The 22090-nt window shown below is 60.1% G+C and carries 20 protein-coding genes; 7 read left to right on the top strand and 13 right to left on the bottom strand.

Annotated features, from left to right (window positions below; translation table 11 throughout):
- Nucleotides 1-81: 81 nt before the first annotated feature.
- The gene (locus tag MLC70_RS06000; RefSeq protein WP_248182224.1) at nucleotides 82-1215 is read left to right on the top strand and encodes an ADP-ribosylglycohydrolase family protein; all 1134 of its coding nucleotides are present in this window, start codon (nucleotides 82-84) and stop codon (nucleotides 1213-1215) included.
- Here MLC70_RS06000 and ovoA read toward each other — a convergent pair.
- From ovoA to MLC70_RS05960, 8 genes are all read right to left on the bottom strand, one after another.
- Nucleotides 1190-3352, bottom strand: coding sequence for a 5-histidylcysteine sulfoxide synthase (ovoA, locus tag MLC70_RS05995; RefSeq protein WP_248182221.1), 2163 nt, complete (start codon nucleotides 3350-3352; stop codon nucleotides 1190-1192). The genes MLC70_RS06000 and ovoA overlap by 26 nt on opposite strands.
- A gap of 101 nt (nucleotides 3353-3453) precedes the next feature.
- A complete protein-coding gene (locus tag MLC70_RS05990) occupies nucleotides 3454-4200 on the bottom strand; it encodes an amino acid ABC transporter ATP-binding protein (RefSeq protein ID WP_282448335.1) in 747 nt (248 codons plus the stop codon).
- A gap of 13 nt (nucleotides 4201-4213) precedes the next feature.
- Nucleotides 4214-4885 (bottom strand): amino acid ABC transporter permease, encoded by a 672-nt coding sequence (locus MLC70_RS05985; protein WP_248182217.1) that lies wholly within the window; start codon nucleotides 4883-4885, stop codon nucleotides 4214-4216.
- An 87-nt stretch (nucleotides 4886-4972) separates the two neighbouring features.
- Nucleotides 4973-5731 (bottom strand): transporter substrate-binding domain-containing protein, encoded by a 759-nt coding sequence (locus tag MLC70_RS05980; protein WP_248182214.1) that lies wholly within the window; start codon nucleotides 5729-5731, stop codon nucleotides 4973-4975.
- A 233-nt stretch (nucleotides 5732-5964) separates the two neighbouring features.
- Nucleotides 5965-6834, bottom strand: a complete 870-nt coding sequence (metF, locus tag MLC70_RS05975) for a methylenetetrahydrofolate reductase [NAD(P)H] (RefSeq protein WP_248182213.1) — start codon at nucleotides 6832-6834, stop codon at nucleotides 5965-5967.
- A 12-nt stretch (nucleotides 6835-6846) separates the two neighbouring features.
- Nucleotides 6847-8241 (bottom strand): adenosylhomocysteinase, encoded by a 1395-nt coding sequence (gene ahcY / locus MLC70_RS05970; RefSeq protein WP_248182210.1) that lies wholly within the window; start codon nucleotides 8239-8241, stop codon nucleotides 6847-6849.
- 355 nt (nucleotides 8242-8596) lie between these two features.
- Nucleotides 8597-9787 (bottom strand): methionine adenosyltransferase, encoded by a 1191-nt coding sequence (gene metK / locus MLC70_RS05965; protein ID WP_248182209.1) that lies wholly within the window; start codon nucleotides 9785-9787, stop codon nucleotides 8597-8599.
- A 149-nt stretch (nucleotides 9788-9936) separates the two neighbouring features.
- Nucleotides 9937-10938 (bottom strand): metalloregulator ArsR/SmtB family transcription factor, encoded by a 1002-nt coding sequence (locus MLC70_RS05960; RefSeq protein WP_248182208.1) that lies wholly within the window; start codon nucleotides 10936-10938, stop codon nucleotides 9937-9939.
- Nucleotides 10939-11131: 193 nt separating this feature from the next.
- On the opposite strand from MLC70_RS05960, the gene tkt reads away from it, so the two are divergent.
- From tkt to fba, 4 genes are read left to right on the top strand one after another with little or no spacing between them, the layout of a single operon-like run.
- Nucleotides 11132-13132, top strand: a complete 2001-nt coding sequence (gene tkt, locus MLC70_RS05955; RefSeq protein WP_248182206.1) for a transketolase — start codon at nucleotides 11132-11134, stop codon at nucleotides 13130-13132.
- Complete coding sequence (gene gap / locus MLC70_RS05950) at nucleotides 13132-14163, top strand: type I glyceraldehyde-3-phosphate dehydrogenase (RefSeq protein WP_248182204.1); 1032 nt, start codon at nucleotides 13132-13134, stop codon at nucleotides 14161-14163. Before tkt ends, gap begins: the two co-directional genes overlap by 1 nt.
- 29 nt (nucleotides 14164-14192) lie before the next feature.
- On the top strand, nucleotides 14193-15353 hold the full coding sequence (locus tag MLC70_RS05945; protein WP_248182201.1) for a phosphoglycerate kinase: 1161 nt from the start codon (nucleotides 14193-14195) through the stop codon (nucleotides 15351-15353).
- 53 nt (nucleotides 15354-15406) lie between these two features.
- Nucleotides 15407-16471, top strand: coding sequence for a class II fructose-bisphosphate aldolase (gene fba, locus MLC70_RS05940; RefSeq protein WP_248182199.1), 1065 nt, complete (start codon nucleotides 15407-15409; stop codon nucleotides 16469-16471).
- Nucleotides 16472-16522: 51 nt separating this feature from the next.
- Here the strand turns inward: fba and MLC70_RS05935 are convergent, their stop codons facing one another.
- From MLC70_RS05935 to MLC70_RS05920, 4 genes are read right to left on the bottom strand one after another with little or no spacing between them, the layout of a single operon-like run.
- The gene (locus MLC70_RS05935) at nucleotides 16523-17146 is read right to left on the bottom strand and encodes a DUF2894 domain-containing protein (RefSeq protein WP_248182196.1); all 624 of its coding nucleotides are present in this window, start codon (nucleotides 17144-17146) and stop codon (nucleotides 16523-16525) included.
- Nucleotides 17143-17799 (bottom strand): OmpA family protein, encoded by a 657-nt coding sequence (locus tag MLC70_RS05930; protein ID WP_248182194.1) that lies wholly within the window; start codon nucleotides 17797-17799, stop codon nucleotides 17143-17145. The genes MLC70_RS05935 and MLC70_RS05930 overlap by 4 nt, the downstream gene beginning before the upstream one ends.
- The gene (locus MLC70_RS05925; protein ID WP_248182192.1) at nucleotides 17799-19592 is read right to left on the bottom strand and encodes a DUF802 domain-containing protein; all 1794 of its coding nucleotides are present in this window, start codon (nucleotides 19590-19592) and stop codon (nucleotides 17799-17801) included. The genes MLC70_RS05930 and MLC70_RS05925 overlap by 1 nt, the downstream gene beginning before the upstream one ends.
- The gene (locus tag MLC70_RS05920) at nucleotides 19589-20296 is read right to left on the bottom strand and encodes a DUF3348 family protein (RefSeq protein WP_248182189.1); all 708 of its coding nucleotides are present in this window, start codon (nucleotides 20294-20296) and stop codon (nucleotides 19589-19591) included. The genes MLC70_RS05925 and MLC70_RS05920 overlap by 4 nt, the downstream gene beginning before the upstream one ends.
- 132 nt (nucleotides 20297-20428) lie before the next feature.
- On the opposite strand from MLC70_RS05920, the gene MLC70_RS05915 reads away from it, so the two are divergent.
- Together MLC70_RS05915 and MLC70_RS05910 are read left to right on the top strand one after the other, a co-directional pair.
- Nucleotides 20429-21403: a DnaJ C-terminal domain-containing protein gene (locus MLC70_RS05915; protein ID WP_248182188.1), complete on the top strand. Its 975-nt coding sequence runs from the start codon at nucleotides 20429-20431 to the stop codon at nucleotides 21401-21403.
- A gap of 33 nt (nucleotides 21404-21436) precedes the next feature.
- Complete coding sequence (locus MLC70_RS05910; protein ID WP_248182186.1) at nucleotides 21437-21781, top strand: chaperone modulator CbpM; 345 nt, start codon at nucleotides 21437-21439, stop codon at nucleotides 21779-21781.
- Nucleotides 21782-21790: 9 nt separating this feature from the next.
- Here the strand turns inward: MLC70_RS05910 and MLC70_RS05905 are convergent, their stop codons facing one another.
- Nucleotides 21791-21964, bottom strand: coding sequence for a DUF6435 family protein (locus MLC70_RS05905; protein WP_213478078.1), 174 nt, complete (start codon nucleotides 21962-21964; stop codon nucleotides 21791-21793).
- Nucleotides 21965-22090: the final 126 nt, after the last annotated feature.

The raw sequence follows: 22090 nt of genomic DNA, 5'->3' as shown, positions 1-22090 counted from the left end.
ACGGGACCCTCAAAGCCAATTGATGTTTGTGTGTCGTATGCACTGGTATCTCAGGCAAATAAAGCAGGTACTTTGACCGCGATGAAGAACGATACGAGCAATTCGGCGAACAGTTCTCTGTCGGGCCGCGTTTCCAGCGCCCTCAAAACCCAGTTTATCGCAGATGCGTTGGCGATGCCGGTGCACTGGTATTACAACCCGCTGGACATCGAGCGGGCGTTCCCCGGAGGGATTCAACGGTTTGAGTCCGCCCCGGCGTTTCACCCGTCTTCGATCATGTCGTTGCATTCCACCCGCAGCGGAGGACGTCATCATGGCCGCACCGGTTCCGGCGATCAGACGCCGGAGGTCGTGGGCGGTCTGATTCTGAAAGGCCGGGCACACCACTGGAATGTGCCCAACGTTCATTATCATCACGGAATGGGTGCCGGTGACAATACGTTGAATGCCCACTGCACACGCGTGCTGATGCGCTCGCTGGCGGCGTCCTCGGGCGGCTACGACCGTGAAGCGTTTCTTTCGGCCTACATCGGGTTTATGACGGCTGACCCGCCCGCGCACGGGGACACCTACGCCGAATCCTACCACCGCGGCTTTTTCGCCAACCTGCAGCGGGGGCTGCCACCGGAACAGTGTGCGATGATCACCCACGATACGCCGTCGGTTGGCGGGCTGGTGACTGTTGCCGCCCTGGTATTTGCCCACAGGCTGGCCGGCACTGCACTGTCCTCCATTCAGGCGGTGTGCCGTGATCACCTGGCATTGACCCATCCGGACGAAAGCCTGATGAGGGTGTGTGACCGCTATGTGAAACTACTCTGTGGGTTACTGGACGCGCCGGACGACCAAGGGATAACTACTCTTCTGTCAGAGGCCGGAAAGGGAAAACCGGGGCTCGATGTGGCCAGTCTGGTGAAGCGCAACCTGCCTGATCATCAGGTGGTGGGCCGGCTGTACTCCTCGGCCTGTTATATATCCGACTCCTGGCCAGTGGTGCTGTACCTTGCTTACAAATATCGCGAGGACCCGTGGCTGGCGCTCTGTGTGAACACCAATCTGGGCGGCGACAATGTGCACCGTGGCATGGTGCTCGGTGCACTGTTGGGACTTCTGAGTGACTCAGTCGCCACCAGCGGGTTCGAGCAGCTGGTGGCGCACGAGGCCATCGGCCAGGAAATCGATACGCTGATCAGCGCGGCAGTCGCTCCCAGATAGTCACTTCTGACAGCGTGTGCTGGAACTTGTGCTGCGTCTCCCGAATGACAAACGGTACCTTGCGGGGGGCGCTCACCAGTCTGAAGTGGCTGCTGAGATGATCTTTCAGGCCGTCCAGCGTGGTGTAATTTTCGCCGTCTTTCTTGAAACCGCCGATCCACTCCTCTTTCGGCGTGTGCTCTTCCAGCCAGGTATAGGGTGAGGCGATCACCAGCAGGCCACCGTCGTTGATGCGCTCGTGAATGCTGTCCAGGAAACGTCTGGGTCGGTAGAGCCGGTCAATCAGGTTGGCCGCCAACACCAAGTCGTAACCGCTCAGCTGAGGCTTGAGGTTACAGGCGTCGCCCTGATGGAATGAAACTTTGCTGACACTGTCTTCCAATCCGAGCTCCCGGAGTGTCCGGGTGTGGTAGCTGACCAGCTCACCCTCCTCCGCCAGGGCGTAGCGCACCATGCCCTGTTCTGCCATCTCGACACCAAGGCGAATAAAGTTGGCGGAAAAGTCCACGCCCTCAACCTCGTCGAACTGACGCGCCAGTTCGAAACTGGAGCGGCCACAGGCACAGCCCAGATCCAGGGCTTTCCCACAGGCCTTGCCGGCCATGGCATCGAGCGCAATATCCGCTATCGCTTTCGGAAAATTGTCCACGCCGAACCAGCGATCGCCAAAGTGGAATTCCGCATATTCGGTCAGTAGCCGGTCGCTCTCGTAATAGCTGTTCGGCTGCACGGCATCCGCATCGGATGCGATATACCGGAACCCGGCGTGTTGGAAAAAGTGGCGGCGGAAGGCGTAACGGGCCGAGAGTCGGGCCTCGTTACCACAGGAGATCCACGACCCGCCTTTGATCAGGTTGTGCTGGCCGTCGAAGGTGGGCGTGGTGAAGTCGTCGTAGAGGGGATGAACCTTGAAGCCGTCGAAGGGATAGGTGGGCGTTTCCACCCACTGCCAGGCATTGCCAACCACGTCAAACCACTGCCCGTGCCGGAAGCGGGTCACCGGGCAGGGCGAGGCACCATGGTCCAGGTGCAAATTGGCATGGGCGGGGCGGTCATCCACTTCTTCAACCCCCGCGACTGAACACAGCCGATACCATTCATCTTCAGTGGGCAGGCGAATCAGCAGGCCGGTGTGCTCCCGCTTCCACTCGCAGAAGGCCTTGGCCTCGTGATAGTTCACTTCCACCGGCCAATCCCAGGGCATCTCGACTTCTTCGGTCATCAGCCTCAGGTGCCAGCCGTTGTGCCAACTCCAGAAGGTTGGGTGTTTGGCATCTGCGAACTGTCGCCACGCACGGCCTTCATCGCTCCAGAATGTATCCAGCTCATAACCACCGGCTTCAACAAATTCCAGAAACTCCTGATTACTCACCAGGTACTGGCTGGCTTTGAACTCTTCGACGTCCGCCTGGTGCTCGCCGTATTCGTTGTCCCAGCCGTAGTAAGCGTCGTCGTAGGACTTGCCGATCTTTACTGTGCCTGACGGGACGGTGATCAGCTCGTTCTCGGGCGCCTCCCCGGTTTCAATCACGGGCGCCCAATCGGGTTGCGGCCGGACTTTGCTCAAATCGTGCTGGCGGATCAACACCGAAGACGTTTCCAGGTGAATGCGCTCGTGCTCGATGCCCATCACAATCGGCCACCAGGGGTTCTCCCAGTTGATGGGTAAGGCCAGGGGCAGAGACTCGATCAGCTCCAGCACGGCGGCGCGCACTTTGGCGCGGTAGGCCATCACTTCAGACACCGCCGGCCAGTTGTAATGCGCGTCGTTCAGATCATCCCAGCTCATTTCGTCCACGCCCACGGCAAAAACCGACTCCATGCGTGGGTCGATACGTGCCGGTAGAAGCTTGGCGAGCACCAGTTTGTTGACGAAGAAGGTGGCGGTGTGGCCGAGATAAAAGATGAGCGGATGTCTCAGCGGAATTGATTTCTGGTAGAAGCCCTCATCACCATCCAGACAGTCGAACAGCCGCGTGTAGACGTCGAAAGTATTGGTGAAGTAAGCCGCAATTTCTCTGCGCTTGGCCTCAGGATCGCCCTCCGCAAGATTGGGTGTTCTCAAAATCGTCGGTGAGGGTTGATGAGATCTGAGCGGATCGGCCGAGGCGTTTTTTTTGTGGGCTTCTAACGTCATGGTTGAGCACGTCCTGTTGTGAGTGAACTAGAGAAGCAATACGTTGAACCACATAGAGATGGTTCAACGATCCTTCAAAACGTCAGTCACTGATCGACCTGTCAGTGTGCGAGCACTCGGGACAGGAAGGCCTGGGTACGCTCGTTCTGCGGGTTGTCGAACACATCTGCGGGTTTGCCTTCCTCGACGATCTGACCTTCATGAATGTAGATCACCCTATCGGCCACCTCGCGGGCGAAGCCCATTTCATGGGTGACCACCATCATGGTCATGCCTTCCTTGGCCAGCTCCCGCATCACGTCCAGCACCTCGCCGATCATTTCCGGGTCCAGCGCGGAGGTGGGCTCGTCGAACAGCATCAGCCGAGGTTCCATGGCCAGGGCCCGGGCGATGGCGACCCGCTGCTGCTGACCGCCGGACAGGTGGCTGGGGTACTTGTCGGCCTGACTGCCAATACCCACCCGGTTGAGCAGCCGTTCGGCGGTGGCGTTGGCGATCACTTGCGGCGCGTTCTTCACCTTCATGGGCGCCAGCATGATGTTCTTTTTTACCGTCAGGTGAGGGAACAGGTTGAATTGTTGGAACACCATGCCGACTTCCTTGCGGATTTCAGCCAGTGAGCCGGGGTTGCCGCTTTTGGGCTCGAGGGGGTGGCTGTCTACCTCAAGCGTGCCGGATTCGAACGCCTCGAGGCCGTTCACGCAGCGGATCAGGGTAGACTTGCCGGAGCCGCTGGCCCCGATAATCACCACCACCTCGCCTTGTTCAACGGACAAGTTGATGTCTTTCAGAACATGCAGTTTGCCAAAGAATTTGTTCATGCCCTGCATTTTTACAATCTGAGTCATGGCTACGATTCCTTCAGACAGATGCCAGTCCGCGCCGCTCAGCCAAGCGCAGAATCAGGGACAGGGTGAGGGTGATGGCCAGATAGAGGATGGCAACCACGAAATACACCTCGAAGGCCGTAAAGGTGTTGGCGATGTAGATCTGGCCCTGACGAACCAGCTCACCAACGCCGATGACCGAGAACAGGGAGGTGTCCTTGATACTGACAATGGCCTGATTGCCCAGCGGCGGAATCATGCGGCGAAAGGCTTGTGGCCAGATAATGGACCAGAAGGTCTGGGTGCGGGACAAGCCCAGGGAAAGCCCGGCTTCGGTCTGGCCTTTGTCGATGGACTGAACCCCACCGCGAACCACTTCCGAGATGTACGCGCCGGAGTTCAACGCAATGGCAGCAATGCCGGCCGTGAGTGGGTCGATCGGACCACCGATCAGATCCGGCAGGCCGTAGAAGATAAACAGAACCTGCACAAGTATGGGCGTGCCACGGAAAATTTCGATATAGGCGGTGGCGGGCCATTTCAGGAACCATTTCTTGTTGATGCTGAGCAGGCCGAACAGGATGCCTAGGGCGAAGCCAATCGCGAGGCCACCGAATGAGATCAGCAAGGTGTAGGGAATGCCCTTGAGCAGGAAAGGAATGGAATTGATGGCGGCTTGCCAGTCGAACTGAAACTGGAATTCCACAATTGCGTCTCCGAAGGAAGTGGACGTCAGATGCGGCCGGGGCGAGGGCCCCGGCGCAAGGAGTCAGGCCGATAAAACCGTGCGGCCTTATTCGCTTTCCGGCATTTCGCCGAACCACTTCTCGTAGATTGCCTTGTAGGTGCCATCTTCTTTCATGGCGGCGAGGGCATCATTCAAGTCATCCACCCACTCACTGCCTTTTTTCAGGGCGATGCCGTATTGCTGGCCCTCGTAGAGTTTACCAACGGTTTTCACTTTGCCCTTGCCTTTGGTGCTGGCGAAGTAGCCCACGTTGGGCGCATCGTAGAACACTGCGTCGATCGCACGGGACATCAGTGCCATGTACATGTCGGAGCTGCCCGGGTAGGGCGTTACTCCGTCGTTCTCATCGAGGGATTTCATCAGGTAATCGTAGCTGGTGCTGCCGATCTTGGTGCCGATCTTCTTGCCCTCAAGATCGGGCAGCGCCTCAACGTTGTCGTTGTCGGCGCGAACCAGAACGCGCAGGCCGGAGTCGTAGTACGGATCGGAGAAATCGACGATCTGTTGGCGCTCTTCGGTGATGGTGATGCCGGCGATGGCAATATCCACATTGCCAGTCTGCAGCGCAGGAATAATGCCATTGAAATCCATGGTATTGAGGTCGACTTCGAAGCCGGCGCGGTCTGCCACCTCACGGATGATCTCCATATCGAAACCGATCATTTCACCGGTTTCCGGGTCCATCATCTCGAAGGGAACAAAGCTGGGGTCGGTGACGACTCGCAGGGTCTCCGCGCTTGCGGTGCCCGCGGCCACGGTCAGGGCCAGACTGGCTCCGAGTGTTCTCATCCATTTTGTATTCATGCTTTCTCCTTCTCTTTCTTATGAGGCTCCCTTTGCCCGGTAAGGCAAGCCGACGGGCACGGTTGGTGACAGCGCCTGTCGGAGAGCGTTAATGGGACTGCATCGAATTCACTCTAGACCATTAACGGGAGAGGTGCATAAAATCAAATGCTTGGGGGGGTGCGGAGAGGAGGGGCAAGCTGGGTGTGTTGGATTACGGCCCTTCGGGCCGCAATCCGACACTGAGGACATCATCAGAAAGCGATCTTCTCCCGCTCGCTGATGCCCAGATTTTTCCAGATACTGATGCTGGGCTCAACCTGGTTCAGGGTGTAGAAATGCAATCCGGGCGCACCGGCTTTGAGCAGCTTTTCGCACATTTCTGTAACCACCTCTTCACCGAACTTGCGGATGGAATCGCTGTCGTCGCCATAAGCTTCGAGCTGCTTGCGAATCCAGCGCGGAATCTCCGCCCCACACATGTCCGAGAACCGCACCAGGCTGGAAAAGTTGACGATGGGCATGATGCCCGGCACCACCGGAATGGTGACGCCCATCTTTTCCAGGCGGTCAATGAAGTAGAAGTAGCTGTCCGCATTGAAGAAGTATTGGGTGATGGCGCTGTTGGCGCCAGCTTCCACTTTGCGGGCAAAATTCTTCAGATCTTCCTCGGCACTGCGGGCCTGGGGGTGAAACTCCGGGTAGGCGGCCACTTCCAGGTTGAAATGATCGCCGCTGTGCTCGCGAATGAAGGCTACCAGCTCATTGGCGTAGCGCAGCTCACCGGCCGCACCCATGCCCGAGGGCATGTCGCCGCGAAGGGCGACAATGCGGTTGATGCCGTTGGCCTTGTACACGTCCAGTAGCTCACCGATCTCTGCGCGGGTTCCCCCCACGCAGGACAGGTGCGGCGCCGTGGAAATGCCCTGCTTGTGCAGGTTCAGCACGGTTTCAATGGTGCGCTCCCGGGTGGAGCCTCCGGCGCCGAAGGTGACCGAAAAGAAATCCGGGTTCACCTCGGCCAGCTGGTTTCGCACGTTCTGCAGTTTTTCCTTGCCCTGGTCGGTCTTGGGCGGGAAAAATTCAAAGCTGAAACGGCGCTTGAACTGTGTCTGGGATTCCATCTTGATACCCGATCAGTACTTGTAGCTTTCCGGCTTGTACGGGCCTTCGACCGGTACACCGATGTATTTAGCCTGCTCCGGGGTCATCTTGGTGATCACGCCACCAAAACCTTCCACCATGGCCAGAGCCACTTCTTCGTCCAGATGCTTGGGTAGTACCTGAACGTACACACCCTTGGCGCGAGCGTCTTCCGGCAGGTCAGCGAACTTGCGCTCGAACAGGAACATCTGCGCCAGCACCTGGTTGGCGAAGGAGCCGTCCATGATCCGTGACGGGTGACCGGTGGCGTTGCCCAGGTTCACCAGGCGGCCTTCGGACAGCAGGATCAGGTGGTCATTGGTGGCCTTGTCGCGATACACAACGTGCACCTGCGGTTTGACCTCGTCCCACTGCCAGTTCTTGCGCATGTAGGCAGTGTCGATTTCGTTGTCGAAGTGACCGATGTTGCACACCACCGCACCGCTCTTCAGAGCCTTGAGCATGTTTGCGTCACATACGTTCATGTTACCGGTGGTGGTCACCAGCAGGTCGGTGTTCTGCAGCAGTGCGCGATCCACACCCGCCTCGGTGCCGGTGTTGACGCCGTCAATGTAAGGAGACACCACTTCAAAACCGTCCATGCACGCCTGCATGGCGCAGATCGGATCGGCTTCGGTGATCTTCACGATCATGCCTTCCTGACGCAGGGAAGCCGCGGAGCCCTTGCCCACATCGCCGTAGCCGATCACCAGCGCTTTCTTGCCGGACATCAGGTGGTCGGTGGCGCGCTTGATAGCGTCGTTCAGGCTGTGGCGACAACCGTATTTGTTGTCGTTCTTGGCCTTGGTCACGGAGTCGTTCACGTTGATGGCTGGCACTTTCAGCTTGCCGTCGCGCAGCATTTCCTGCAGGCGGTGAACGCCGGTGGTGGTCTCTTCGGTCACACCGTGGCAGTTGGCCAGGATTTCCGGATACTTCTCGTGGAGCAGGGCAGTCAGATCGCCGCCGTCGTCCAGGATCATGTTGGGCTCCCAGCCCTCGACATCGGCGCCGACGGTGCGCTCGAGGCACCAGTCGTACTCTTCGTCGGTTTCACCTTTCCAGGCGAACACGGGGATGCCTTTGGCGGCGATGGCGGCAGCGGCCTGATCTTGGGTGGAGAAGATGTTGCACGACGACCAGCGAACGTTGGCACCCAGATCGATCAGAGTTTCGATCAGCACGGCGGTCTGGATGGTCATGTGGATACAGCCCATGACGTTGGCGCCTTTCAGCGGCTGCTCGGCCCGGTACTTTTCGCGCAGCTTGATCAGCGCTGGCATTTCGCCTTCGGCAATGTTGATCTCCTTGCGGCCCCAGTCGGCCAGGGAGATATCGCGTACTTTGAAGTCTTCGAAGGTGTTCAGTTTTTCTGCTGGAGTGCTCATTTGGTGTTCTCCTGTCAGCTTTCTTTGGCCCCGGAGTTTGATTTCCGATGCCGCTAATTTGGGTGCGGGTCGGGATCGGGGCTTTGCTTTCGCGGAACCGCTACGAGCACATCCATGTGCGCTTCTCTCAGGCCATCCATGGCCTTCGAAATTCCGCGAAAGCAAAGCCCCGATCCCTCAGCCTCGCTTTTGGCGCATGCGGTCAGACAATACGCCGTAAATTCTCGTTCGGGCCTCCCTGTTCTGATTGCAGAGGCACAAAGCCATTCTTTGATCAGCCCTCAGCTCCGCCACCCCCACAGGCAGCGGGCCGGGCAATAACAGAGGTCCAACTCAAGAGTCGGACTCACAACCGTTAAATACCTGCAGCGTCCTTAAGAGCCGCCGCACGATCTGTCTTCTCCCACGGGAACGAAGTGAACGTCTTGCCGCCCACGGTTATTTCCTGCGGCTCACGGCCAAAGTGGCCGTAGGCTGCTGTGGCCCGGTACATCGGGTGCAGCAGATCAAGCATGTTGGTGATCGCGTATGGACGCAGATCGAAGTTCTGGCGTACCAGTTCGATGATCTTGTCGTCGCTGATCTTGCCGGTACCGAAGGTGTTCAGGGAGATCGAGGTGGGTTGCGCCACGCCGATGGCGTAGGACACCTGAATCTCGCACTTTTCGGCCAGGCCGGCGGCAACGATGTTCTTGGCGACGTAACGGCCGGCGTAGGCGGCCGAGCGGTCAACCTTCGACGGGTCTTTGCCCGAGAACGCACCGCCACCGTGACGGGCCATGCCGCCGTAGGTGTCGACGATGATCTTGCGGCCGGTCAGGCCACAGTCACCAACCGGTCCGCCGATCACGAACTTGCCGGTGGGGTTGATGTGGAACTGGGTATCTTTGTGCAGCAGTTCGGCCGGGAGGGCGTGCTTGACGATCAGCTCCATCACCGCTTCTTTCAGGTCGGCCTGGGTGACGTCTTCATCGTGCTGAGTCGACAGCACCACCGCGTCGATACCGGCCACGCGGCCGTTCTCATAGCGGCAGGTCACCTGGCTTTTCGCATCCGGGCGCAGCCATGGCAGCAGACCGCTCTTGCGGGCTTCGGCCTGGCGCTGCACCAGGCGGTGCGAGAAGGTGATCGGGGCCGGCATCAGTACATCGGTTTCGTTGCTGGCATAGCCGAACATCAGGCCCTGGTCGCCAGCGCCCTGATCTTCCGGCTTCTGGCGGTCAACGCCCTGGGCGATGTCGACAGACTGCTTGCCGATGATGTTGATGATGCCGCAGGTGTCGCCGTCGTAGCCCACGTCGGAAGAGGTATAGCCGATGTCCTTGATCACACCACGTACCAGGTCTTCCAGATCGACCCACGCACTGGTGGTGATTTCACCGCCGACAATCGCGACGCCGGTTTTTACCATGGTTTCGCAGGCAACCCGGGCGTGGGGGTCTTCAGCGAGGATGGCGTCCAGCACCGCGTCAGAGATCTGATCGGCCAGTTTGTCAGGATGGCCTTCAGAGACCGATTCGGAGGTGAAGATATTGTAGTCAGCCATTAAGCGTGCTCCTCTGTGAGCGTTTCAAATTCAGACCGGTAAGTGACTTTCTTAAAGTACCTTCCGGCTACCGGTTTGTTGGTTCGTGTAAGCATACGTAAAACTACGTATCTGTATATCAAAATTTGTTGATATTGAGATTCGGGTCGTCAGCCTGGACTGTCGCTCTTCCAGAATTCCCGTACCTGAATCTGGAAACCGTTGCGCAATCCTATAAATAGTTGCTCGCCCGCGGTGAGGCCGGCGTCAGCGGCCCAGGCGGTGAGTTCTTCCGGTTCAAAGCCCAGCCAGAGGTCGCCGCAGTTTTCCTTGGCCCAGTCCTGGTCGTGGCTGCACAGGTCGCTGATGACCAGACAGCCGCCGTTGTTCATCAGCGCCGCCGCATCCAGAAATATGTCGGCCGGGCTGGGCACGTGGTGCAGCACCATGTTGGCTACCACCAGGTCAAAGGCATCGCCCCGTGCCAGCAGGTTGTCGGTTACACCCTCGATCAGGTCGACGTTGTTCAGCCGCTGGTCAATACAGGTGCGGGTGGCCTTGGCCAGCATGTCGCGGCTGTTGTCCAGCGCCACCACGTGGTCGCAGAGTCGGGACAGGGTCGGCAGGAACGCACCTTCCCCGGGACCGATTTCCACCGCTGTGCGCCAGGGGTGTTTTCTGGCACGTTTGCGCAGCAGATCCGCAACCGGCTTGGCGTAAAGGTCAAAGGCGGCAATCAGTTCCTGCTGTTCGCGGAACTGCTCGGCATGGCGCGAGAAAAAGGCCTGCGACTGATCCGCCCGCTGGTTGCGGATGGCTTCGATCTTCGCTTCCAGATGCGGGGGCAGGGACACCAGATCCACGGTATCGAAAATCTGCCGGATGGTCTGGTCCGTCAGTTTGTCGCTGTCGAGGCTCAGGGGGCGGCGGTAGAAAATCGCGTTGCCTTCCCGCTGGGGCTCCAGCAACCCGGCCTTGTGCATCACCTTGAGGTGGTGGCTCATGCCGGACTGGCGCATGTCGAACAATTGGCTCAGCTCCAGCACCCCAAAGGTGTCACGGCGCAGCACGCGCAGAATCTCCAGGCGCAGCGGATCCCCGCTCGCTTTGTAGATCGGGGCCAAGGCGTCCACGGAGGACAGATCGGCGGCGTGTGCGTTCATGGATGTCATGGGGGGCAAGTTTAGGAGGGTTCGGCTGGTCAATCAATAGCCATATCAAAAAATATTGATATAGTTTTTGTGGTCTCGAAAGTTGGCCCGTTTCGGGAAACCCGATTTGCCCCGGCACACACTAATCGGCGAAAATACGCGCCTTATTTTTGCGCAGTTCTATTTTTCCCGATAAAGCACTGGAGAAACGTCGATGCCCTCTCGTAAAGATCTCGCCAACGCCATTCGCGCGCTGAGCATGGATGCGGTTCAGAAAGCCAAATCCGGCCACCCGGGTGCGCCCATGGGTATGGCGGATATCGCCGAGGTACTGTGGAACGATTATCTGAGCCACAACCCGGCCAACCCGCAGTGGGCAAACCGCGACCGCTTCGTGCTGTCCAACGGGCACGGCTCCATGCTGCAGTATTCCCTGCTGCATCTGAGTGGCTACGACGTTTCCATTGACGATCTGAAGAATTTCCGTCAGCTGCACTCCAAGACACCGGGCCACCCGGAGTACGGTTACACCCCGGGCGTTGAAACCACCACCGGTCCCCTGGGGCAGGGTTTTGCCAACTCGGTCGGTTTTGCGCTGGCAGAGAAAGCGCTGGCAGCACAGTTCAACCGTCCCGGCCATGACATCGTGGATCACTACACCTACACCTTCCTCGGCGACGGCTGCCTGATGGAAGGCATTTCCCACGAAGTGGCGTCCCTGGCCGGGACCCTGGGTCTGGGCAAGCTGATCTGCTTCTACGACGACAACGGCATTTCCATCGACGGTGAAGTGGAAGGCTGGTTCACTGACGACACCCCCAAACGTTTTGAAGCCTACGGCTGGCAGGTGATTCCCGCCGTTGACGGCCATGACGCTGACGCCGTGCGCGCCGCCATCGAAGCGGCCCGCGCCAACGCCGATCAGCCCACCATGATCTGCTGCAAGACCATCATCGGTTTCGGCTCCCCTAACAAACAGGGTAAAGAAGATTGCCACGGCGCCCCGCTGGGTGACGACGAAATTGCCCTGACCCGCGAGCAACTGGGCTGGGCCCACGGTGCGTTTGACGTGCCCTCAGAGATCTATGCCGAGTGGAACGCCGAAGAGAAAGGCGCCGCGGCTGAAAGTGCATGGGATGAGAAGTTTGCGGCCTACGCGAAAGCCGAGCCGGAACTGGCGGCCGAGTTCAAGCGCCGCATGGCCGGCGACCTGCCTGCCGATTTCTCCGAGAAGGCCCAGGCCTACATCCAGGAGTGTCAGGACAAGGGCGAAACCGTTGCCAGCCGTAAGGCCTCCCAGAACACCCTGAACGCCTACGGCCCGCTGCTGCCGGAACTGCTGGGCGGCTCCGCCGACCTGGCCGGCTCTAACCTCACCATCTGGGGCGGCTCCAAAGGCGTCACCAAAGAAGACGCCAGCGGCAACTACATCTATTACGGTGTGCGCGAGTTCGGCATGGCCGCCATCATGAACGGCATCGCCCTGCACGGTGGCTACGTGCCTTACGGCGCCACCTTCCTGATCTTCATGGAATACTGCCGTAACGCCGTACGCATGGCGGCACTGATGAAGCAGCGCTCCATCTATGTATTCACCCACGACTCCATCGGTCTGGGCGAAGACGGCCCCACGCACCAGCCCATCGAACAGCTGGCCAGCCTGCGCACCACCCCGAACATGAGCACCTGGCGCCCGGCCGATACCGTGGAATCCGCGGTGGCCTGGAAAGCCGCGCTGGAGCGTAAAGACGGCCCTACCGCCATGGTCTTCTCCCGCCAGGGCCTGCCGCACCAGCAGCGTGATGCCCAGCAACTGGCGGACGTTGCCAAAGGCGCATACGTTCTGTCCGACAGCGACGGCACCCCGGACCTGATCCTGATTGCCACCGGTTCCGAAGTGGGCCTCGCCCAAGACACTGCCGCCAAACTGCGGGAGCAGGGCAACAAGGTGCGTGTTGTGTCCATGCCGTCCACCGACACCTTTGACGCCCAGAGCGCCGAATACAAGCAGCAGGTGCTGCCGCTGGAAGTCACCAACCGCATCGCCATCGAAGCCGGCATTGCCGACTACTGGTATAAATATGTGGGTCTGGACGGCCGCGTTGTCGGCATGACCACCTTTGGTGAGTCTGCACCCGCCGGCGAGCTGTTCAAGGAATTCGGCTTCACCGTCGACAACATCCTGGAAGTGGCTGCGGAACTGCTGGACGCCTGATGAGCAACGCCAAGCCATTTCGCATTGCGATCAACGGGTATGGCCGTATCGGTCAGTGTGTGTTGCGCGCGCTCTACGAAAATGGCTTTCGCGACCAGTTGCAGGTGGTGGCCATCAATGAGCTGTCGGACATCGACACCATTGCCCATCTCACCCGTTACGACTCTACCCATGGCCGTTTTCAGGGTGAGATTTCCGTGTCGGGTCAGGACTTGATGGTCAACGGCGACGCCATCGGGGTGCTGCGGCACTCGGACCCGGCAGAGCTGCCCTGGCGCCTGCTCGACGTGGATCTGGTGATGGAGTGCTCCGGTGCCTATTCCGACCGCGCCACCGCGGAAAAACACATCCAGTCGGGGGCGAAACGCCTGCTGTTTTCGCAGCCGGCGGAGTCCGATGTGGACCGAACCGTAGTCTTTGGCATCAACGATCAGGATCTGGTTGGCGAAGACACCATTGTGGCGGCCGGTTCCTGCACCACCAATTGCCTGGTGCCGGTGATCAAGGTGCTGGACGAAGCCTTCGGTGTGGAGCAGGGCAGTACCACCACCATCCACGCGGCGATGAACGATCAGCCTGTGATCGACGCTTACCACCACCAGGACCTGCGCCGAACGCGCAGTGCGTTACACAACATCGTGCCGGTAGACACCGGCCTTGCCAAGGGCATCGAGCGTCTTCTGCCGCACATGGAGGGCAAGTTCAGCGCGGTGGCCATGCGGGTGCCCACCTTGAACGTCTCTGCCATCGATATGGTGCTCAACGTGCGCGAGGCTACCGACGTGGCCGCGGTCAACAAACTGCTAGAAGAGGCCGCCCAAGGCCCGTTAAAAAGCATACTTGGCTACACCGATGAACTGCTGGCCAGCTCCGATTTTAACCACGACGCCCACTCCGGCATCGTGGACGGCGGCCAGACCCGGGTCACCGGGGGGACCATGGTGAAAGTGCTGTGCTGGTTCGATAACGAGTGGGGCTTCGCGAACCGGATGCTCGATGTCAGCAAAAGCTGGTTAACCAAACATTCTTAATCTGAAATTTTGTTGAAGGGACGAACGACATGGCCATTAAAAAAATGACCGACCTGGACCTCGCCGGCAAGCGAGTGCTGATCCGCGAAGACCTGAACGTGCCGGTCAAAGACGGCAAGGTCTCCAGTGACGCCCGTATCCGCGCGTCACTGCCGACCATCAAAGCCGCCAAAGACGCCGGCGCCAAAGTCATGCTGATGTCACACCTCGGCCGCCCGGAAGAAGGCGTGTACGACGAAGCGGCCTCCATGAAGCCGGTCGCCGACCACCTCACCCGGGTGCTGGGCCAGGAAGTGCGCCTGATCAAAGACTACCTGAGCGGCGTTGACGTGGCTGACGGCGAAGTGGTCCTGTTCGAAAACGTCCGCTTCAACAAAGGCGAAAAGAAAGACAGCGAAGACCTGGCAAAACAGTACGCGGCGCTTTGCGACATCTACGTGATGGACGCCTTCGGCACCGCCCACCGTGCCCAGGCCTCCACCCACGGCGTTGCGAAATTTGCCCCCGAAGCCTGCGCCGGCCCGCTGCTGGCCGCGGAACTGGATGCCCTCGGCAAAGCCCTGGATAATCCGGCCAGGCCCGTAGTGGCCATCGTTGGCGGCTCCAAAGTCTCCACCAAACTGGACGTACTGAACGCCCTGGAAAACGTCTGCGATCAGATCATCGTCGGCGGTGGCATCGCCAACACCTTCCTGGCGGCCGCGGGCCACCCGGTTGGAAAATCCCTGTGCGAGCACGACCTGGTCGACACCGCCAAAGAGATCGCCTCCCGCGTGAACATCCCGCTGCCGGTCGACGTCGTGGTAGCCAGCGAATTCGCCGAAACCGCCACCGCCACCACCAAGAACATCTCCGACGTCAGCGACGACGACATGATCCTCGACGTCGGCCCGGAAACCGCAGGTCAGTTCGCCGAGTTGCTGAAGAACGCCAAAACCATCCTCTGGAACGGCCCGGTCGGCGTTTTCGAGTTTGATCAGTTCGGCAACGGCACCAGGGCCCTGGCGGAAGCCATCGCCGAAAGCGACGCTTTCTCGCTGGCCGGCGGTGGTGATACCGTTGCGGCCGTTGACAAGTACGGCGTGGCTGACAAAATCTCCTACATCTCCACCGGTGGTGGTGCGTTCCTTGAATTCGTGGAAGGCAAAACCCTGCCGGCAGTAGCTGTACTGGAAGAGCGCGGCGCATAACGAGTTTCAGAACGCATTCAACGATTCCCAAATTCAACTGAAGGAGACGACCCATGGCCCTGATTTCGATGCGGCAAATGCTGGATCACGCCGCCGAGCATGGTTACGGTGTACCAGCCTTTAACGTCAACAACCTGGAACAGATGCGCGCCATCATGGAAGCCGCCGACAAAACCGACTCTCCGGTGATTGTCCAGGCCTCCGCCGGTGCCCGCAAATACGCCGGCGCCCCGTTCCTGCGCCACCTGATCCTGGCGGCCATCGAAGAATGGCCTCATATCCCGGTGGTTATGCACCAGGACCACGGCACCAGTCCGTCGGTGTGCCAGCGCTCCATCCAGCTGGGCTTCAGCTCGGTGATGATGGACGGCTCCCTGGGTGAAGATGGCAAAACCCCGACCGACTACGAGTACAACGTCGATGTCACCCGCCGTACCGTCGAAATGGCCCACGCTTGTGGTGTCTCGGTAGAAGGTGAGCTGGGCTGCCTGGGTTCCCTGGAAACCGGCCAGGCCGGCGAGGAAGACGGCATCGGCGCCGAAGGCACTCTGGACCACAGCCAGATGCTGACCGATCCGGAAGAAGCCGCCGACTTCGTCAAGAGAACCCACGTGGACGCCCTGGCCATCGCCATCGGCACCAGCCACGGTGCCTACAAGTTTACCCGTCCGCCGACCGGTGACATTCTGGCCATCGACCAGATCAAAGCCATCCACGCCCGCATCCCGGATACCCATCTGGTCATGCACGGCTCCAGTTCCGTGCCGCAGGAATGGCTGAAGATCATCAACCAGTACGGTGGCGAAATTCCGGAAACCTACGGTGTGCCGGTGGAAGAAATCGTGGAAGGCATCAAGCACGGCGTGCGCAAGGTCAACATCGACACCGACCTGCGTCTGGCCAGTACCGGCGCTGTTCGCCGCTTCCTGGCGGAAAATCCGGCGGAATTCGACCCGCGGAAATTCCTCAAGGAAACCATGAAGGCGATGACCGAAGTATGCATCGCACGCTACGAAGCCTTTGGCTGTGCCGGCAACGCCAGCAAGATCAAGCCGATCAACCTTGATCGCATGTTCGAGCGTTATGCCGCTGGCGAGCTGGACCCCAAGGTCCGATAACGCCCTGGCTGCAGAAGCCTCCGGATTCTTCTGGATTCCCGGAGGCTTTTTTTATCCCTTTTTTGCCAGCCGCTCCAGCGCCAACAGCGTATCCGCGTAATTCACGAACCGGTTCAGATACTCCGGCGACAACGTCTCCATGGTGGCGATCGCACGGCTGACCAGCCTATGGGCGTTCATTGGCCCGGCGTTTTCCGGCGTCTGTTCAATGGCCTGGCGAATGCGCTTGTGCAGGGCCTCATGGCCCCGGTCCGCCTGGGCTCTGGCCATGGCTTTGAGTGGGCGGGGCGGTCGGTTCGCTGGGATAGATTGCGAGGCCTCCCCCGTCTCCTCACCGAAGATGAGACTCTCCAGGGGTGAAGGGGCATTCGTAGCAGGTATTTCCGCTGAGTAATTCAGAGCATCCAGCAGACGCTGCAGTGGTGAGGGCTGCCCGGTTTGGCCGGGCAGTTCCGGTTGTTGTGCGTCAGTCTGCTGTTCGGACCTCGCTTGATACTCCGCCACGGCCTGCGCCAGCTTCTGCCAGTGGCGGCTGCCCTGCAGTCCTTTTGCCCGTAGTCTGTGCTCCAGAACTTCCAGGTAACGGAAGCGGATCGGATCCATCTGATCTTTGCCCGCCTGCTTCAGGTCAGCGAGGAGTTGGTCAATCGCCTCCGGCTCAGTGACGTCTGTCATTCGGTTCCGTCTCCGCTGCCGGTTTCGGCGGCCATAGCCGGTGCCCGTGGCACGGTGCTGATCTCCACCCGCCGGTTCTGGGCGCGGGAGCCGGCATCCACATTGGGCACCGCCGGGTGGTGCGGGCCAAAGGCCGCGGCAAAGACCCGGTCTGCAGGCAGGCCCAGTTCCATCAGGGTACGCGTGACCGTTAATGCCCGCTGGGCCGACAGCCCCCAGTTGTCCTGATAGCGATTGCCCTGGTGCATGGGCAGGTCGTCGGTAAAGCCGCTGACCATCAGCAGCTCATCGTGCTGGTTCAGGTAGGTCTGCAGGGGCGCAACCAGCGATTGAAGCACGGCCACGCCCTCCGCCTGCAACTGATCCGAGTTCAGCTCGAACAGCACGTTACCGCTGATACCGATGCGGCCATCGCGGAAGGTCACCAGGCCCTTGGTAAGCGGGTCTTCCAACGCCTGTTCCAGTGCCATGCGGCGCTCTTCCTCGGCCACCCGGCGCTCCGTCTCCTCCGCCAGAGACTGGCTGAGCTCCAGCTGCACGCCGATCACCCAAACCAGAATCAGCACCAGGATACCCACCAGCGCCGCCATCAGGTCAGAGAAGATCGCCCAGATCGGTGTGGACTGCTGTTCGTCGCCTTCCAGGTGTTCCATCAGTTGGCCCCGGCAGGCTCTGGCTGGCCCCTGCGCAGGGCGGTGACGGCATCGATAACGTCCTTCTGGGAGCTGACAGACAGATCGATGACCTCGCGGGCCTGCGCCACGTAGTAGGCCAGTTGTTCATCATGCCGGCTGCTGGCGCTGTCCATCGCCTTCTGAATGTTGGTCAGAGTTTCCTGCAGGCTGCTATTGGAGGTGCTGAATAACGCTACTGCCTGGTGGAAGGCCTCACTGAGGGCGCCCACTTCCTGACTGCTGCCGGCAATGTCGTCGCCCAGTTTGCCAAGCTGCTGGCTTTGTTCCGCAATCAGGGTGTTGAATCGTTCGCTGATCCCGGTGAGGGTGTCACCGGCGCCGCTGATCAGGGCGTCAACGGCCTGGCGCTGACTGTCAGCATTGCTGCGCTGAGAGTCCAGCAGGCTGTCCAGTTCCTCAACCAGCCGTTGGCGTTCCGCCAGCAACTGGTTTTCCCGTTCGCTGTTGCGGGCCATTTCCTGTTGCAGCTGGTTGATCACCTCGGCGGCGGCTTTCGGCGTTTCCGAAGCCGTTTCAATCAGTCGGGTCATGGGTGCTTCCAGGCCCGTGCCCAGCTGGGTCAGGTGGTCGCTTACGGTATTCTCCAGCCGTGCCAGGCGGTCAGTCGCTGCCTCGCCTCTGGCCGCTTCCTGGTCCCGGAGTGCGGTGAGCTGTTCACTGATTCCGTCGATCAGCGTAGCCAGATTCTCCTGCCAGCGCAGGGCGTTCTGTTCCGAAGTCGCCTGCTGGGTCGCAAGGTTCTGCTGCCAGCGTTCCCCCGCATCCATCGTGGTTGTCCGGAAGGCTTCGGCGATCTCCGTGAGTTGCCGTTCGGCGGTATCAGACCAGCTTCGGTGCAGTTCTCCGGCTTCTTCGTTCAGGCCCGTCATCGCTTTTTCCACAATCGGTTCTACGCGCTCTGCCGCCAGGCGGGTGCTGGCGTCCAGAGCCGACTCCAGGGATTGAGCCACGGAATCCGCCAGTGTCTGATAGTGGTTTCCGACGGTGCTGTGAAATTCCTGCTGGTTGCGGGTCAGGGATTGCTCAAGGGTCTGGCCCAGCTGTTCCATGCGGGCGGTCATGGCTTCCATGGCCGACGCCATGTCCGGCAGCGCCCGGGCCTGGGATTCCAATGCCTGAAACGCTTGCTGGCGCTGGTAGTCGGCGGACAGATGGTGCAGCTGCTGGCGCAGGGTGGTGTCCAGCTGGCGGGACACCAGCAGCCGCTCGCGTCGGCTGAGAGTGGAGGCCAGCCCGAGCATGGCGGAAGCGGCCACACCGGCAATGGACGTGCCGAAAGCCAGGCTGAGACCGGCAATGGGCGCGGCGAGGGCGCTGCGAATGGCGCTCAGTTCGGTACTGCCATCGAGCGCCGAGGCGGCACCGTTGAGGGTCACGATCATGCCGGCAAACGTGCCAAGCAGACCCAGCATAACCAGCAGGCCCACCAGGTAGGGCGTGAGCTGCGGGCTAGGTAAGGCGGTGGAGTGGCCGTCCAGGCGCTTCTGTATGGCGAACTGCACCGGTTCCGGCAAGCCGGACAGCCAGCGCTCAATCTGCCCGCGGTTATCCGGGGCGGAGCGCAGGCGTTCGGCCAGCTGGTGTGTCGTGCGCCGGAATCCGGTCAGCTCGGCAAAACCCAGCCCGTACACCGCAGCAATAATGACGGTCACGGTCAGCGCCAGCCGATCGGAACCGAGAAAGCTGTGGCCAATCCAGGCCGCCACGGCCAGGCCGAGGGCAAACGCGAGAAAAAAGAAAAGTCTGGTCATGGTGAATCACTCGCCTCGTTGTGGCAGGCCTCCAGCAGCCCCAGCACCGGCTCCAGCCGAACATCCAGTTCAGCGAGTAACAGAGTCTGCGCTTCCTCGCAGTAACGGTGGCGCCAGTCAGTGGGTGGGTTGCCCGCATGCAGGGCGTGCTCGGAGAGTTGCTCAGGGGGTGTTTTCAGGGTCTGGAACCGTTGTTCCAGCACCGTTGAAATTCGCGAAAAACACTGGCTGGTGTAGCCGGCCATGGTGTGGTCGAACACCGCATCCAGCTCCGCCAGCCGGGCCAGGGTCGGGCTCTGATCTTTCATCGCCTTGCGGACCTTGTCCCGCAACTGGCGGCTGCTGGCGGCGACTTTGCGTTGCAGGGTAAGCCAGGCGTTCAGATAGGGCTCGAACGCCGCCGGATCGTCCGCCTCCGTCTCGTGCCCGTAGCGCTGAATCCGCTCAACCAATGCCCGACGGGTGGTGGCCAGTTCCCGTGCCAGTTGCTCGACCGCCGCACGCGTTACTCCGGCGGGCGTGCCACCACGGAAGGCCAGCGCCGAATCCAGGCTCATGGTGTCTCCCAGGCCGAACAACCGGCCCAGACGCTCGGCGACGCAGGGCAGGCTGGCATCGTCGGTCTTTATGCCAGCGGCAGAAGCCGTGAGCTGCAGCAGCCGCGACCGGGCAACACCGGGTTGTCGGAGTGGGGACTGAATCATGGAGTGTGGGAGCACCGTGTGCGTTGGCCGTTGTTACAGGAAAAACCAGGGTCGTTCATTGCCGAGTGTCGGCGGCTGCCTATACTAAAGGCTAAATGCGGGAATTGATAATGACCGTAGATGAGGAAATCCATGGACTTCAAAGACTATTACGCCGTACTTGGTGTGAGCGAGTCTGCCTCCCCTGAGGACATCAAAAAGGCCTATCGCAAGCTGGCCCGCAAATACCATCCGGACGTCAGCAAGGAAGACGATGCCGACGCCAAATTCAAAGACCTCGGCGAAGCCTACGAAGTACTTAAAGACCCGGAAAAGCGGGCAGAGTATGACGAGCTCCGGAAATACGGTGCCCGGCCCGACGGCTCGTTCGAGCCGCCACCGGGCTGGCAGAGCGCGTCCGGCTTCGGCCGGGGCGGCTACACCGACGCCGATGCCCGCCAGTTCAGTGACTTCTTCGAAGAAATCTTCGGCGGGGGCCGCGGTGGCAATTCAGGCCAGGGTTTCAGCGGCGGCCGTGGTTTCCGCCAGAGTAATCGCATGCGGGGAGAAGACGTTCATGCCCGGCTGGCGCTGTTTCTGGAAGAGGTGTTCCAGGGCTGTGAAAAGCAGGTGTCGTTCCGGGTGCATGAGGCTGACGACCATGGCCGCATCGTCGCGCGCCAGAAGAACCTGAAAGTGAAAATCCCTGCCGGCATGCGCGAGGGCCAGCACCTGCGCCTGAAAGGCCAGGGCTCGCCCGGTATCGGCGGGGGCGAGGCCGGCGATCTGTTGATCGAAGTGGAACTGGCACCGCACCCGCTGTTCAGTGTCGAGGGGCGGGATGTGGTGGTCACAGTGCCCATTGCACCGTGGGAAGCCGCGCTGGGGGCCCAGATTACGGTGCCGACGGTGGGTTCCAGGGTGAAAGTGAAGGTGCCCAGGGGGTCATCCGGCGGACGCCGGCTTCGCCTCAAGGGCAAGGGGCTACCGGGCAAGCACCCGGGGGATCAGATCGTGTTGCTTCAGATCGTGATGCCGGAACAGCACTCCGAGCAAGCGGAAAAGCTCTATCAGGCGCTGGCTGAGGCTGAGGTGAACTTCAATCCCCGCAGCAAGCTCCATGTTTAGGTTCAGGTACAGGTTCGGTAAGAGGAGCCGGAAATGACCAGGAAAGATTCGATTCTGACCGTCGACGTGGATGAACCGCAGATGACCCTCACCCTGCGCGAAATCTGCGAGCGGGGCGAGTGCCATGCGGAGTTTGTTATCAAGCTTGTCAGCTACGGCATCATTGCCCCGGTGGAGGAGGGACCGGAAGAGCGCCAGTGGCAATTTGATCTGGCCGCCCTCGCGCGGCTGCGCAAAGCCCAACGGTTACAGCACGACCTCAATATCAACCTGCCCGGGTTGGCTATGTCTCTGGATCTGCTGGACGAGGTTCAGCAGATGCGCCGCGAGGTTGACCGGCTGAACCAGCAACTGCGGCAACTGATGGGGGAGTGGTAACTCCCCGGCTCACGCCTGCTTTTCCAGTGCCTGTATCTCCGCGTAGATTTTCTCCGCTTCTTCCATAAGCGTGCCATGACTTCGCAGATCGCCGTTACGCTGCGCATGGAGCGCTTTGGCGAGCTTGTCTTCATACGCTTTCTGCAGTTTCTTCTTCGGATCGCCTTTTAAAAATCCCAGCATGGTGTCTCTCCTTTCACATGGTGTCTGGAGAGCTTACGCGCCCGGGGGGCAAAAGTTCACAAATTCTTAATGAGCAAAAACTGGACAACCTATAAAAATGGGATTAAATTCCCAAATATGATATGG

This window comes from Marinobacter goseongensis, assembly GCF_023156235.1.
In the GTDB taxonomy this organism is placed as follows: Bacteria; Pseudomonadota; Gammaproteobacteria; order Pseudomonadales; family Oleiphilaceae; genus Marinobacter; species Marinobacter goseongensis.
Note: the sequence above shows the minus strand (reverse complement) of the source record. Positions and strands in the feature narration are given on the sequence as shown.